This window comes from Exiguobacterium sp. s131 (assembly GCF_018617345.1).
In the GTDB taxonomy this organism is placed as follows: Bacteria; Bacillota; Bacilli; order Exiguobacteriales; family Exiguobacteriaceae; genus Exiguobacterium; species Exiguobacterium profundum.
Genome location: NZ_JACSJX010000001.1, coordinates 458,025 through 471,706 on the forward strand (window position 1 = coordinate 458,025; position 13,682 = coordinate 471,706).

The following is a 13,682-nucleotide window of genomic DNA, read 5'->3' on the forward strand; positions in this document are numbered from 1 at the left end:
ATCTTCACTCCTTAATTTCTTTGAATAACTCGTATGCCTTTTGACGGGCTTCCGCCAACACAGAAAGTCCTTTTTCGGTCGTCACGTAGTTTTTGCGAACGTGTCCATCGACCGTCTCGTTTTCACGAATCAAGAGCCCGTCTTTCTCCATCCCGTGCAAGATCGGGTAGAGCGTCCCGGCGCTGATTTCGTACCCGTGCTCCCGAAGCTCATCGACCATCCATGCTCCGTACACGGGGTGTTCCGCGGCGTGGTGCAAAATATGGATGTGGATGAATCCGAGAAACAGTTTCCGCAAGACGCGGTCTTCCATACGTGTCATCTCCTTAATATCGAAATCCGATATCGGTTTTCGAAATCAGTTTAACAAAAGATAGGAACTGGGACAAGGAAAGAGCATGCAGTTTACGAAAACTTTAAATCAAAAGTTGGGAATGAGTTCGGAAAAAATAGGGAATCTATCACAAATGAGGTAAACTAAGTGGAGATTTTATTTGCTGAGGAGGAAGTGACGTGACAAACCCCATTCATTCTTCATACGATACATTGTTGCGTTATATGCCCCAAGGCTACGTCGAGTTTAAAGTGATTTACGACGACGCTTCGGAGCCAATTGACTATGAATTCTTTGAAGTGAATCCTGCCTTTGAGAAGATCATGAAAGGGAAGCGAAAACACTTCATCGGAAAAAAAGTGTCAAGCGCCCTAAAAGACTTTGAATATAGTGAGCGGGAATGGATGATTCAAGTGGCACACGTCGTCAGTGATGGCGGCACGGTAACGTTTGAACACTATTCTCGCCGTAATAAATGTTGGTTCGAGATGTCTGTGTTTAGCCAACGAACGGGGTTTGTGTCCGTCATGTTTCACGACATCACGCCACACGTCCAAGAGAACAATGCGTTAAAACAGCTCGTCAACGTATCGCATCGCTTCGTCTCGACGGGTAGTGACTTGTTAATGAATCAACAATTTCTTGATCAGATTCGTGACTTCACTGGAGCGAAGGCGGTCGCTCTCAATTTGATGGATGCGGATGGCGAATCGTATACGACAGTGGCATTATCAGGAATCGATGAGATGTTAGAGAGAAGCCTCGACATTCTTGGATTTCATCCAGTCGGGAAGAAGTGGCCAATGACGGACCAACGTCGTGACCTGTTCAAACAATCAAATCCTCGTGTCTTTGATGGGATTGGTCCACTTATTGATGGTGCGCTTCCAACACGTCTCGTCAAAAATCTACTTCGAATTTTCTCGCTTGGAGAAGTCGTTCTCTTCAAAATCGAGAAAGACGGTATTTTATACGGAGACTTGACGATTGTGATGGAAAAAGGGAAGGTCGCCAATCGGCTAGGGCTCGTAGAGTTATATCTCGTCCACGTCCTTGAGCAATTGACGAAAGCCGATCATCAAATCGGAGAGACGAAAAAATCGATGTTCGGTGGATTCGCGACCCTCGACTTGGAGTGCATCATGGCCTTCAACACACGACAAGTGCTCCATTTGAACGATGCATGGGAACGAATTTTAGGGTTTTCACTTGATGAGCTGGAGAATATCGACTTTCTTAGTCTAGTTCACCCGGATGATGATACCATCACGGAAGCGGCGTTTATGGAACTTGAGGAACGTGGTGAGTTGTTCCGCTTCATCAACCGTTTCCGGACGATCGACGATACGTATCGATCGATCGAGTGGCATTGCAAACTTCAAGGGAATTATATTTATGCGGTCGCGAAAGACGTGACGGACCGAGTTCAGTTAGAAGAAAAGTTGGCAGACCGAGATCGGCTTTTGACGAAATTGTCCGATCAAATCCCGGGTGCCATCTATCAATTCGAATTATTGCCTGATGGAAGTTTCAACTTCCCATTCTTTAGCCGAGGCTTTGAAGATATGCTGGGGATTTCGGCAGAAGAGGTACAGACGGACGCGAGTCTTGTCTTCCGACGGATGCACCCGGATGATTATCCGCTTGTCATGCAGTCGATTGATGAGTCCTATCGCAACTTGACGATTTGGGATGCTGAGTTTCGCGTCTTGACCGAGGACGGACGAACCGTCTGGATTTTAGGATCATCCCGTCCGGAAAAGATAGCGGATGGTCACGTGTTGTGGCACGGTTATATCGGAGATGTCACGGAGAAAAAAACATATGAGAAAGAGATTGAGTATCTCAGTTATCACGATCAATTGACGGGCATCAAAAACCGACGCTACTTTGAAGAGGCGTTGGAGCGCTATGATGATGACCACTTTTATCCGCTCACACTCATCGTCATCGATATCAACGGGTTGAAGCTCACGAACGATGCGTTCGGACACTTGGTCGGAGACCAGCTGCTCGTCGAAGCGGCGAATATTTTACGAAATGAATTGCGCGCGAAAGATGAAGTGGCACGAGTCGGAGGCGATGAGTTCGTTGTGATCTCTCCGAATACGACGCTCGATGAGGCGAAACAGCTGTCGGATCGTCTCGGTCGTCTCTTCCACGAGCAGACGGTTGAAGGATTACCGATTTCCGCATCATTCGGTGAAGCGGTCAAACATGACTCGAATGTCGAATTGACCGAGGTGTTCAATTTAGCGGAAGATCGGATGTATCACCACAAGGTTTCTGAAAAGCAGAGTCGACGCCACCATTCCATTCAAATCATCATGCGCACGCTGTATGAGAAGATTCCACGAGAAGAAGCGCATTCTCAACGAGTCGCCAATTTAGCGGGGCAACTGGCAGAAGCGATGGGCTTCACGAATGCTGAAGTGAATGAGATTCGAACGGCCGCTATTCTCCATGACATAGGAAAAGTGGCAATCAGCAACGATATTTTGGATAAACCGGGCGCGCTGACCGAATCGGAATGGTATGAAATCAAACGCCACCCGGAAATCAGTTACAATATTTTAAGTACCGTACCCGAATATGTCGCCTTATCGGAAATTGTCTTGGCGCACCATGAACGATGGGACGGGAAAGGCTATCCGAAAGGGCTACAAGATTTTGAGATCCCTCTTGCTTCACGAATCATCGCAATTGCGGATACGTTCGATGTCATGGTGACGGGGCGACCGTATCGACAGGCGAAGACGATTGACGAGGCACTCGCCATCATCTCACAAGAGGCGGGCAAACAGTTTGACCCATCTCTCGTCGACGTCTTCTTTGAAAAAGTCGTACCGACACTTCAACAATAAAAAGCGAGTCCTCCTGAATATGGGGGGCTCGCTTTTGTATTAGACGGTCAGGGGTCGTTTCTTCAACACGAGGATGGTGAGGAGGAAGACGACTCCGGTCATGCCAATCATGACAAGGATGGAGGGATACGGGAACTGTCCCTCATACATCGTGATGACACCGTTATTCAACCAATAGGTCGGCAGGAAACGACCGACAAGTTTCAATGAATCCGGCAACCAGAGCAGGCTGATGAACGCCCCGCCGGTGATGGCGGATGCCATCGTGACCGAGATTTGAAAGATGTTCGCCTTCTCCCGATTCGTCGCAAACACGGCGATGAGACCACCGAGGGCTAGACAGACGAGCAGATAGGAAGAAAACAAGGCGAATACGGTCGGGAGATGTGTCCATACATCCTGACCGTATAAAGCGAGGCTCACGCCAATCAACAGCATCACGTAGATGAAGCCGACGAGATAAAAGGCTAGTAGCAGGGAGGCGAAGTAACGCCTTGGTGTCACCGGTGAGGCGAACAACCGCGCATAGATCTTCTCGTCCCGATCATCCGCGACAAACATAGGAATGAATTGGAGAAAGGTCGACATCATGATGAACGACAACAGACCGAAGAAGGCTTGTGTTCGGGCGGTCGTGGCGACACTTTCCTGGAACGGTTCACTTGAAAGTGTGTAACCGTTCGACGTCTCTTTTGACGCAAGCTGTTCGAACGTTGCTCTATCGTAGCCGCTCGCTTCGAGCAGTTGGCGTTCGCGGGACAGATGACCGTTCAGTGCTTGCTCGATTAACGAGGCATCACTCCCGGCGATTGCAGAGAAGGAAAGGCGAGGCATCTCTCCTGTGAACGCCTGTTCCGTGAAGTCATCAGGAATGATGAGGACGATATCTTCTCCTTCTAACAAGACATCATCCGTGTTCGACTCGAGCAACGTGACCCGACCAAACCGTTCGGCCTCGTCAATGAGGCGTTCGGCGAGAAGTCCACCGTCCCGGTCGACAATCCCGATGGATGCGTTCAAACTGGACGTTCCACCGACGAAGGAGAGGATGAGCGCGAAACCGAACATCGACACGAAGGTGAACACCCACAGCCCTTTCTTTCGAAGCATCCGTTTGGCCACATGTCTAATGAGTACCATGACGCTTCACCCCTTTCGAGAGAATGTAGCTGAATGCGATCAAGATGAGGAGATGAATCCCGAGCAATCCGAGACTTTGCCAATACAGATTCATGTCACCTTCACGTAGGAGGACGGCTAGCATTCCGTCCCGCATGAAAATCGGCATGAACACGTAGGCAGCCCACGGCGCATAGTTCAGCGTCACTTGGTCAAAACCGGGGACATAGCCACCGGATAAGATCATGAGGATGGCGACGAATCCGTTGACGATCGCATCCTTTGTCGTCGCGCTCAACTTCGGCAAGTTGACAATCAGAAATCCGATGGCGACCCCATACGCGGTCAAGGCGAGCCAAGACAGAATCAGATAGCCGAACTGTACGTTCGCCAAGTCGAATGTGCGATAGACGAAGTGGCTGAACCAAAACAAGAGGATAAGCTGCAACAAGATGATGACGTAGCGACTGAACGTCCGCGCAAGTCGATATTGAACCGTTCGGACTGGGGCCGCTTGGATGCGTAAGTAACTGCCTGTATTCGGTTGCTCTTCTCGTGCCATCGATGTGATATAAAACGACCCGAACAATGCCGTCATGATTGAAATCGTGACGGTGAAATACTCGAGCGAGGTCGGGGTACGTCCTGCTAAGTCGACACTTTCCGTATCGAGCCAAGCCTCATTCACATATGGGGCCGACACGCCTGCTTCCGCGAGCGTGATCTGTTGATTGGCGATGGCTGTATACTGACCTAGGATGGCATCGAGGACGTCGAACTCGACCGTCGTCGGCTCCTCATAGAAGAGTGTGATGTCAGGTCCATCGAGTTGCAAGATGACATCGGCATCGCCATCGTTCACACCTTGTTCGGCAGATTGGAGATCGACGTATGGGACAAGTCGGATGAAGGCTTGAATGTCTTCCTCTTTTAAAAAAGCCTCGAGCGGCTCTCGATATTGGTCGGTCGATGACTCGACGTAGGCGACGTTCGTGACCGGAAGTTTGAACGTGTCACTGAAGACGGCCGACAGCATCGTCCCGAGTCCGAAAATGAGGATGAGCGGAAAGGTGAGCATCCAAAAGAGGGTGGCACGATCACGAAGCCGCTGTTTCACATCATATTTGATGAAAGTCCACATGACGTCCCTCCTATTCCCGGAGCGTCTTCCCCGTCAATGCCAAAAAGACGGTATTGAGGGAAGGGCGGTCGACCGTGATGGAGGTGAAGTGGACGCGTTCTTGATGGAGCGTCTCAAGGAGCGGGGCAAGCGGCGTGTCTTTGTCTAACGACACCTCGATATACGGTTCTTCATACTCTACTTTTTGAACGTGTTCGAGTGCGTCGAGACGTTCGAGCAAATTTGGTGTGAGCGCATCGACTTTGATCCGGGCCGTCTCGAGTGTCATGACACGGTCTTTCAATTCGTCCTGCGTTCCTTCTGCGATGATCCTTCCTTCATCAACGATGGCGATTCGGTCGCAGAGGAGTTCGACTTCTTCCATGTAATGAGATGTATAGATTATGGTGGCACCGCGGCGATTCAGTTCGCGGATGTTCTCTAAAATGGTATTTCGCGACTGCGGGTCGATGGCGACGGTCGGTTCATCCATGAAGATGAGTTCGGGTTCATGGACGATGCCACAGGCGATATTGAGGCGACGTAGGAGACCGCCGGACAGTTCGGGCGGACGTTTCTTTTGATGGGCATCGAGTTCGACGAAGTGGAGCGCGGCCTCGGTCTTTTGTTTCGCTTCTTTCGGACTGAATCCATACAGCTCCGCAAAAAATTGGATGTTCTCATAGACGGTCAGCTGATCATAGACGGAGACGTGTTGCGGCACGATCCCGACGCGGCGTTTGATGGCCAGTTCGTCTTTTGGCATCGCTTTTCCAAAAATGTGAATCGAACCGGAGTCCGCCTCGTACAGATTCAACATGACCGAAATGGCGGTCGTCTTCCCGGCACCATTCGGTCCGAGCAACCCGAAGAGTTCGCCTTCTTCCACTTTCAGAGTGAGGTCGTTCAAGGCAATCGTATCCCCGAACCGTTTCGTGACATGGTCGAGCGAGATAATGGACATCGTGATACTCCTTTCTCATGTGAAATGTTTCTCGTTCTACACAAAGGTGTTCGAGGATTGTCACGAATTTACCTGTCCGGAACACTTGAAATGTGCAATAATCTAATTATTCAGATAATTATAGTGTTGAAATGAGGGATTTGGATGAAAGGATGGCAATTCAATAAACAAGAGGGGGCATTGTTCCCGGACGAAATCGTGCTTTCTGCGTTTTGTACAGTCGAACCGAAACGAATGGATTCGACACTCCCGTTCTATTATGATGAGTCGATTTTTCGTTTCACGAATAAGCATGGGGAGACGTTCTACTTTAAAATATCACCGAGCTATCACGAGTTTGAAATCAATATCAAAGGTGGGGACGGGGAGCTCGTATATTATCAACTGCTCCGCACCGTCAGCAAGGTCGAGATTTTAGAAGACCGGCGAGACCACGCAGAGTTATTGATCGTCCTAGCTGAAGATCGAAAGCGGACCGTGACGTCAATCGAATTGACCGTCCGACCGCGTTTTCGTGTGCTCGTGAAAGAGCATGAGATATAAGAAGTGCCTAAGGCTCGAGAGCGGATGCGAATCCGCTTTTTTAATTGGCGAAAAAAAGACAGCCACGACGTGACTGTCCTTCAGCGGTTATTTCGTCAAAAAGATTTGAACATGGATGGTCGACCCTTGGGCATCGGTCGCTTTGCCAATCCCGAGGTGCGTATAATTCGCATTCCAGATATTCGCGCGATGACCGCTACTGTTCATCCACGCATCGACCGCCCGGACCGGGTCGCTCGATCCTTTATAGATGTTCTCTCCCCAGCCACGATACGAGACACCGTAAGCGTCTAACGTGTCCCCGGGTGTACCGTTCTCCTTGAGCGTGTGCGAGAATTGACCCGTACGCGCCATCTCATCAGCACGGACTTGGGCGACACGGTTCGCCTCACTCGAAGCGGCGAGAAGAGAGAGACCGGCAGCCTTCCGTTCTTTGTTTGTCTCAGTCAACACGTTGACGGGCGACGTGAAGCTGACATGATTGGCGAGGATGTACCCGGTGTATGAACCGTAGCGCACCTTGTACCATCGTGATGTGCCGGTATAGCGATATGACACGGTCTCAAGTTCGGTACCCTGCCGGACGAACTTGACGTTCGAAGAGGTCGTGAGCGGACGTGATTTTAAATAAACGCTCGACGGCTTGACGTACGTCGGTTTCGTGAACTTCACTTCAGCAGTGGACAAGCGGACATACTTGGCGGGCAGATAAGCGTAACCGCTGCCCCATTGGATCTTATACCAACGCACGCCGTCCAATTGGAACGATGTCCGGACGCGCATCGAACCGTCTCGTGGGATGAGTGCAAGTCGTTTCGCACTCAAAGAAGGCGACTGCCGGACGTTGAGTTGACTGATGTTGGTCACGTAACCGGTCGTATTGATTGACGTTTCGTAATATGCTTGGACACGGCTAATAGAGAGTGGTGATCCGATCACACCGAGTGTCAGAATGATGGTGAGTAGTAGAGAGAGATGCTTCTTCAATGGAATCGACTCCTTTTGTAGGACTCCCTATATTCTATATTGTTTGGGTGATTTTTGTTTTTACCATTTCATTACAAAAAGGATGGACTCTTCGTGAGCCCATCCTCGCTTCATTTATACAGCAAATACTCTTTTCGAATCGGGAGGAAGGCGTCCCGCTCGTCCTCGATTTTCGTCAGGATGTCTTCAAGCGGAGCTCCTTCGAGAATCATATCTTTCACGTAGGCGTTTCCTGTCAATTTCGTGATGAAGTCATTCGCTAAAAACTCGAAGTCGTCCGGATACATGTCATGAGCCGTTTGAATCATCGCAATCCCAGTTCTTGTCGATTCGAATCGAGCTGGATCAGTGACATAGACCTCAACCCCGTGCGTCAGTTTGCCCGCGTGTTTTGAGAACGTCGGCGTGAACGAGGCAGCCCGGAAAGCGACACCTGGCAAGTCGAGCCCGTTCAGCTCATTCGCATATTCATGCGCTTTTATATACGGCGCGCCGATCAGCTGAAACGGTTTCGTCGTCCCGCGCCCCTCGGATAAGTTCGTTCCTTCAAACAATCCGGTCGCAGGGTAAACATTGACCGTGTCGGTCGTCGGCATGTTCGGGGACGGCATGACGAACGGGAGTCCCGTGTTCTCATACATCATCGAACGCTTCCAACCTTTCATTTTTACGACTTCAAGGTCGGCTTGAATCTGATACTCGGTGTTGAACAGTCGCGCGAGTTCACCGACGGTCATCCCATGCTTTAGCGGAATCGGATAGAGACCGATGAAACTGGAGTAATCCGGGTCGAGCACCGGACCGTCAACGCGAAGCCCGCCTTGCGGGTTCGGACGGTCGAGGACGACAAACGGAATCCCGTTCTCGGCAGCGGCTTCCATCGCATACGCCATCGTATAGATATACGTATAGTAGCGTGTCCCGACGTCTTGGATGTCAAAGACGAGCACGTCGACATCTTGTAGCATCTCAGGAGTCGGTTTCTTCGTGGCACCATATAGGCTATATACAGGCAACCCCGTCACGTCATCGCTATAGGAGCTGACCGTCGATCCGGCTTGGGCATCTCCCCGAACGCCATGCTCTGGTCCGTACAATGCCGTCAACTCGAAGTCGTCGGACTGGTCAAATAGGTCGACGATGCTCGTTCTCTCCGCGTTGATCCCGGTCGGATTCGTGATTAGTCCGACCCGTTTTCCTTTCAAGATTTCCGGGTTTTCCATCAACCGGTCGACCCCGAGTTCGACCTTTGGTTTTTTCGGTTCAGACTTCGCATCGGCGTCTAACCAGACGATGGAAGTCGTGAGAATCGTCAACGCAGCCATACCACCCACCCACTTTTTCATCAGAAACTCCTCCTTCGATTCATGTAAGCGCTTCAATTTCTTAACAGGAGTGTACCATTTGGAAATTTAATTTCAATATTTAATAATAAAAATAGGAATTTATATTTCTTAATTTCATACTTTTCTCCTAGTCGGACATAAAAAAACGTGTCCTTCGATGAAAGACACGTTTTTTTTTACTCATCTGACCGCGAGCGCTTTCCATCCCGTCGCGCTCATGACGGCGCTCACTTTTGACTTAGGGATGACCAAGCGACCGCGATATGGGTCGTTGATATACAAGTTTGACTTGTCATAGCCGGTTGCCAACATGACATGATAGTTAACGTAGCCGGTGAACTTCTTGTTCGAAGCGGTATACCAGTTGAAGTAGCCGTATGGTTTGTTGAAGTCGACACTCGCCCAGACGATGACCGGGTTGCCCATCGACAGTTCGCGTTCGATCGAGCCGAGCCCTTGATTGGACAAGTCTTTCACCGGACGATACTTACTGGCGAATCCAATCATGCCTTTTGGATAAATCCCATAGTTCTTATATTTTCCGAGCGTCCCTTTCGGATCTCCTGTGAACATGACGTTCGGGTCGACCCAGCGATAGAGACGGTTCTCATAGCGAGCGTTCCACATACTCTTTGGCATCTCGTTATATAAGGTCGAGGCGCTGACGGCACGCCCTTTTTCTTCAAGTGCCATTTTGAGGGAGAAGAACTCGCAGCCTGACGGATACCCCATCGGGAACTGACGATAGAGCGGGACGCTCATCTTATAGACGGACAGTGCCTGAGAATAGGCACCACGCGCATCGAATGAGGCGTTTCCGACACGACGGTTTTGATACATCTTTCCGTATGTATCAAAGTAATACCACTTGCCGTCGATGGCTTGCCAATCCGTCTTTTTCGTCAAGGCCGGAGCATAATATTCGTACTGGGTCGTATATTTCCATCCTTTCTCCGGCACACCGGTCGAATGGAAGTGATACGTCTTTCCATCTAATCGGAATTTCCCTTGCAAGCGGTATCCGTAAGTCGGGTGGAATCCGACCTTCTTCCCATCGACCGTTTGAAATCCGTACTCACGACGTCCATATGGGTCGAATGAATAGACGCGTGCATTCAATGTGTGGACACCTTCTAGTCGGTAGCCATAGGTCGGATGGAAGCCGTACATAACACCATTTATCTGTTGAAGGCCATACTTACGATCGCCGTATTTTCCGAACAGGTAGTGACGATTGTTAATCCGATGCAACCCTTCGAGGCGATACCCATAGTAGGGATGAAATCCATACACTTTTTCACCGATTCGGGTGAGACCTTGTCGACGTACCCCGTCAGTCCCGAAATAATAGCGTCGTGTGCCGATCGTCTGCCATCCGGTCGCCATCTTTCCTTGCTCCATCAAATAATATTTTTTGCCGTCAATCGTGTACATGCCTGTACGAATGGTGCCGTCTGGGAAGAAATAATGCTTGGCGTCACCAAGCTGCTGCCATCCCGAGAGTCGGACCCCGTCCTCGTTGAAGTAATATCGTTTGCCTTCGATTGTCTGGAAGCCGGTGACGGCTTGACCGGTTTCGTCGTAATAATAGACGAGACCATCGCGTTCTTGCCATCCGGTGAGTAGCTTCCCGTTCTCGTCAAGTGTGTATGTCGTGCCGTCGACCGCATGGGGACCCGTGATGAGTCGACCGTCTGTCTCAAAATAATATGTAGCACCTTCGATTTCCTGCCAACCTGTGAGGAGGGTACCATCTTCATTCAGATAGTACGTATGACCCTCGATTACTTGCCACCCTGTCAACACCGTCCCGTCACTCGATGTATAGACGATGCCATCCTCCGTCTGTTGGAATGAACCTTCCGCATGTGTCAGAAGGGGAGAGGTAAGGAGGGTGCCGGCAATTAAACTAAATAGGGTAGTTGTTTTCCACTTCATATGAGTAAGCCTCCCGATTTTCAAAAAATGCTATATAAAATAATATAACCATTTTTATCCAAGGGAAGATAGTGGCAAATGAATCGTTTGTGAGGTCAGACGTTTACGCCGTATGACTCATGAACCGAAGTCGTTTCGACGCCATATACAGGGATAGGATGACGACAACGGTTCCGGTCACAATCGGCCACACGAGATTCACTTCTGTCAAGAACACCTGACTCGATAGTGGACCGAGCATCCATGGCATCCAATCGAGGTCGACCCAGCCGATGAGGAGCGACATGACGAAATGAAGACCGAGCGTCAAGACGACCGCAACGACACCGCTCTCGATCATCGCAGCGAGGAGAATGAAGATGGAGAGCTGAACGACAAAATGAAAGACAAGAAGTGCTGTAGATATGAGAAATGCGGTTACATCAAACGCCTCGAAAAGAATAACCGTATAGTAAGCGGCCGCTAATTGGGCGAGTACGAGACCACCGACCGTCAATAGGACGTAATGTGCCCATTTACTGATAACGATGCGAGACGTCGGGATTTGTAACGACTTGAGCCAAGCGAGCGTCCCGTTCGTCCGCTCGTGACTGAATGTATGCATCGCCGACAACAAGACGACGAGAAGACCGATTTGGCGAAGCTGTTCACTGACTGAAATCAACACTTCTTCTGGTGTCGGTGTCGGGAGATCAATCACGGCGCCGTCCGGTAAATTGCCACCGGAAGCGAGGATATCTGGTAGAAAATAGAGCGTGAGCGGTTGCATCGAGGCAAGGAGCATGAGCACGATTGGGATCCAAATGAGTCGTTTGTTCGACCATGACTCTCGCCATTCCTGTTTAAAGATTGCGGTACGCATCAGGCGTTCACCTCCAAGAATAAAGATTCGAGTGACGGGTGCCCGACGTGTAGTGATTGGATGATGAGATTCCGTTCCAGGATGCGCCGCAAAATCGCCCGTTCGGCGAGATTCCGGTCCGTTGACTCAAACGTCCACGTCGAACCACGTTTGGTTGTTCGGGTCACGCCTTCTAACTGTGCCCAGTCTGCTTCACTCGTCTCATCATCAAAGAGACGCAACTCGATGGTCGACTTCGAACCGAGCAGGTCGGTCACGGTTCCTTCCATGAGCAATTTGCCTTGTCGAAGCAGGAGCACCCAGTCACTTGCCTCTTCGGCATCCGGCAGGACGTGCGTCGAGTACAGGATCATTCGCTCTCGTTTCAAGTCACTCAACAGATCGAGTACTTCTCGTCGACCGCGTGGGTCGAGTGCCGAGACCGGTTCATCGAGCAGTAAGAGTTCCGGGTCATGGACGAGCGCTTGGGCAATCCCGAGACGCTGTCGCATCCCTCCCGATAAGTTCGCTGCCGGCCGGTCGACCGGTTCGAGCCCGACTCGTTTCAATAGTTGAATCGGCTCGACGTGTTTGGTCCCCGTCAATTCAGCGGCATACCGAATCGTCTCGACGGGAGTCAACGATGGATAGAGGGCAGGGCGCTGAGGCAAATAGCCGATCCGAATACGTTCGTGTCCGGTCATATCGCCACTTGTCGGTTCGGTGACGCGGGCGAGCAAGTTCAAAAGCGTCGTCTTCCCGGCACCGTTTTCTCCAAGGAGGGACGTGCAACCCGGTCGTAATTCGAAACTGACATCATCGAGCGCCGTGAAGGCGCCGAATCGCTTCGTTACATGTGTGATTTTCATCGCGGAGTCCGTCCCCATAAGAAGTATATGATTGGGCCTAGTATGTTGATGAAGACGATGACGAGAAGCCATACCCATTTCGGACCGTTCGTCACGTCGCGTTTGAACAAGTCAATCAAGGCGACGACGAGCAGGATGAGTTGCAAAATCAAAACAGGTAGTAAGATGAGAAAAAGTGTATTCGGGTCATTTGCGATGTCCATCGCGAGAACCTCCTTTTGAATTAGCTGTCTTTAAAACATTCTACATGCACGGTATGTCCCCTGTATGTGACATAAAAAAATCCCCATCTCACGACGGAGATGGGGACGATGCGTTATTTCACGATGATGACAGGAGCGAGAGCTCGTTTGGCCAGTTTATGACTCACGCTACCGAGCACGAACTCTTGGAACGTGTTCAATCCACGTGATCCGACGACGACGTATTCATATGGCTCATGGTTCGCATATTTGACGAGCTCGACGTCCGGCTCCCCACGAAGTTCGATATATTCGTAGGCAATGCCTTCTGCTTCCGTCAAATCGAACAGTGGCTTGAGCATTTGCTTTCGCTTCGTCTCCAAGTCGATTTTCCCTGTCGAATTGAGGGCCGCTTCTTTCGATTCCTTCGCACTGATGACGTGCACGATGTCAATCGATGCATTTGACGCCTTTGCGAGCTGAATCGCTTTTTCTAGCGCACGTTTCGAGTGGGCAGAACCATCTGCCGCTAAAAATACCTTTCCCATGAAAAACTCCTCCTCTTTCGCACGTTC

At 50.3% G+C, this 13,682-nt stretch carries 13 protein-coding genes; 2 read left to right on the plus strand and 11 right to left on the minus strand.

What is annotated here, in order from left to right; all coding sequences use genetic code 11:
- Nucleotides 1-4 precede the first annotated feature (4 nt).
- A complete protein-coding gene (locus tag KNO69_RS02420) occupies nt 5-313 on the minus strand; it encodes a PadR family transcriptional regulator (RefSeq protein ID WP_031422630.1) in 309 nt (102 codons plus the stop codon).
- A 200-nt stretch (nt 314-513) separates the two neighbouring features.
- Between KNO69_RS02420 and KNO69_RS02425 the strand changes: the two genes are divergently transcribed.
- Nucleotides 514-3,198, plus strand: a complete 2,685-nt coding sequence (locus tag KNO69_RS02425; RefSeq protein WP_214690562.1) for an HD domain-containing phosphohydrolase — start codon at nt 514-516, stop codon at nt 3,196-3,198.
- A gap of 39 nt (nt 3,199-3,237) precedes the next feature.
- Here the strand turns inward: KNO69_RS02425 and KNO69_RS02430 are convergent, their stop codons facing one another.
- The 3 genes from KNO69_RS02430 to KNO69_RS02440 are packed head-to-tail and all read right to left on the minus strand — an operon-like array spanning nt 3,238 to nt 6,401.
- The gene (locus KNO69_RS02430; RefSeq protein WP_214815865.1) at nt 3,238-4,338 is read right to left on the minus strand and encodes an ABC transporter permease; all 1,101 of its coding nucleotides are present in this window, start codon (nt 4,336-4,338) and stop codon (nt 3,238-3,240) included.
- Complete coding sequence (locus KNO69_RS02435) at nt 4,325-5,458, minus strand: ABC transporter permease (protein WP_214815868.1); 1,134 nt, start codon at nt 5,456-5,458, stop codon at nt 4,325-4,327. Before KNO69_RS02435 ends, KNO69_RS02430 begins: the two co-directional genes overlap by 14 nt.
- A gap of 10 nt (nt 5,459-5,468) precedes the next feature.
- On the minus strand, nt 5,469-6,401 hold the full coding sequence (locus tag KNO69_RS02440) for an ABC transporter ATP-binding protein (RefSeq protein WP_159562803.1): 933 nt from the start codon (nt 6,399-6,401) through the stop codon (nt 5,469-5,471).
- Between the two features lie 144 nt (nt 6,402-6,545).
- On the opposite strand from KNO69_RS02440, the gene KNO69_RS02445 reads away from it, so the two are divergent.
- Nucleotides 6,546-6,944: a hypothetical protein gene (locus KNO69_RS02445; RefSeq protein WP_159562802.1), complete on the plus strand. Its 399-nt coding sequence runs from the start codon at nt 6,546-6,548 to the stop codon at nt 6,942-6,944.
- A gap of 87 nt (nt 6,945-7,031) precedes the next feature.
- Here KNO69_RS02445 and KNO69_RS02450 read toward each other — a convergent pair whose 3' ends face one another.
- The 7 genes from KNO69_RS02450 to KNO69_RS02480 all read right to left on the minus strand — a co-directional run bounded on the left by KNO69_RS02450 (nt 7,032) and on the right by KNO69_RS02480 (nt 13,655).
- The gene (locus tag KNO69_RS02450; RefSeq protein ID WP_214815872.1) at nt 7,032-7,931 is read right to left on the minus strand and encodes a CAP domain-containing protein; all 900 of its coding nucleotides are present in this window, start codon (nt 7,929-7,931) and stop codon (nt 7,032-7,034) included.
- Nucleotides 7,932-8,041: 110 nt separating this feature from the next.
- Nucleotides 8,042-9,256, minus strand: coding sequence for an exo-beta-N-acetylmuramidase NamZ family protein (locus KNO69_RS02455; protein WP_483297355.1), 1,215 nt, complete (start codon nt 9,254-9,256; stop codon nt 8,042-8,044).
- Between the two features lie 201 nt (nt 9,257-9,457).
- The gene (locus tag KNO69_RS02460) at nt 9,458-11,215 is read right to left on the minus strand and encodes a C39 family peptidase (RefSeq protein WP_214815878.1); all 1,758 of its coding nucleotides are present in this window, start codon (nt 11,213-11,215) and stop codon (nt 9,458-9,460) included.
- A 103-nt stretch (nt 11,216-11,318) separates the two neighbouring features.
- Nucleotides 11,319-12,077, minus strand: coding sequence for an ABC transporter permease (locus tag KNO69_RS02465; RefSeq protein WP_214690569.1), 759 nt, complete (start codon nt 12,075-12,077; stop codon nt 11,319-11,321).
- Nucleotides 12,077-12,925: an ABC transporter ATP-binding protein gene (locus KNO69_RS02470; protein WP_214815881.1), complete on the minus strand. Its 849-nt coding sequence runs from the start codon at nt 12,923-12,925 to the stop codon at nt 12,077-12,079. The genes KNO69_RS02465 and KNO69_RS02470 overlap by 1 nt, the downstream gene beginning before the upstream one ends.
- Nucleotides 12,922-13,128 carry a PLD nuclease N-terminal domain-containing protein gene (locus KNO69_RS02475; protein ID WP_214683707.1) on the minus strand — a complete coding sequence of 69 codons (207 nt, stop codon included), beginning with the start codon at nt 13,126-13,128 and terminating at the stop codon, nt 12,922-12,924. Before KNO69_RS02475 ends, KNO69_RS02470 begins: the two co-directional genes overlap by 4 nt.
- 113 nt (nt 13,129-13,241) lie before the next feature.
- On the minus strand, nt 13,242-13,655 hold the full coding sequence (locus KNO69_RS02480; protein WP_047794988.1) for a universal stress protein: 414 nt from the start codon (nt 13,653-13,655) through the stop codon (nt 13,242-13,244).
- Between the last annotated feature and the right edge of the window lie 27 nt (nt 13,656-13,682).

Coding starts and splice junctions, on each gene's coding strand:
- KNO69_RS02420 (WP_031422630.1), bottom strand. CDS start 313: ATGGAAGACCGCGTCTTGCGGAAACTGTTTCTCGGATTCATCCACATC.
- KNO69_RS02430 (WP_214815865.1), bottom strand. CDS start 4,338: ATGGTACTCATTAGACATGTGGCCAAACGGATGCTTCGAAAGAAAGGG.
- KNO69_RS02435 (WP_214815868.1), bottom strand. CDS start 5,458: ATGTGGACTTTCATCAAATATGATGTGAAACAGCGGCTTCGTGATCGT.
- KNO69_RS02440 (WP_159562803.1), bottom strand. CDS start 6,401: ATGTCCATTATCTCGCTCGACCATGTCACGAAACGGTTCGGGGATACG.
- KNO69_RS02445 (WP_159562802.1), top strand. CDS start 6,546: ATGAAAGGATGGCAATTCAATAAACAAGAGGGGGCATTGTTCCCGGAC.
- KNO69_RS02455 (WP_483297355.1), bottom strand. CDS start 9,256: ATGGCTGCGTTGACGATTCTCACGACTTCCATCGTCTGGTTAGACGCC.
- KNO69_RS02460 (WP_214815878.1), bottom strand. CDS start 11,215: ATGAAGTGGAAAACAACTACCCTATTTAGTTTAATTGCCGGCACCCTC.
- KNO69_RS02465 (WP_214690569.1), bottom strand. CDS start 12,077: ATGCGTACCGCAATCTTTAAACAGGAATGGCGAGAGTCATGGTCGAAC.
- KNO69_RS02470 (WP_214815881.1), bottom strand. CDS start 12,925: ATGAAAATCACACATGTAACGAAGCGATTCGGCGCCTTCACGGCGCTC.
- KNO69_RS02475 (WP_214683707.1), bottom strand. CDS start 13,128: ATGGACATCGCAAATGACCCGAATACACTTTTTCTCATCTTACTACCT.
- KNO69_RS02480 (WP_047794988.1), bottom strand. CDS start 13,655: ATGGGAAAGGTATTTTTAGCGGCAGATGGTTCTGCCCACTCGAAACGT.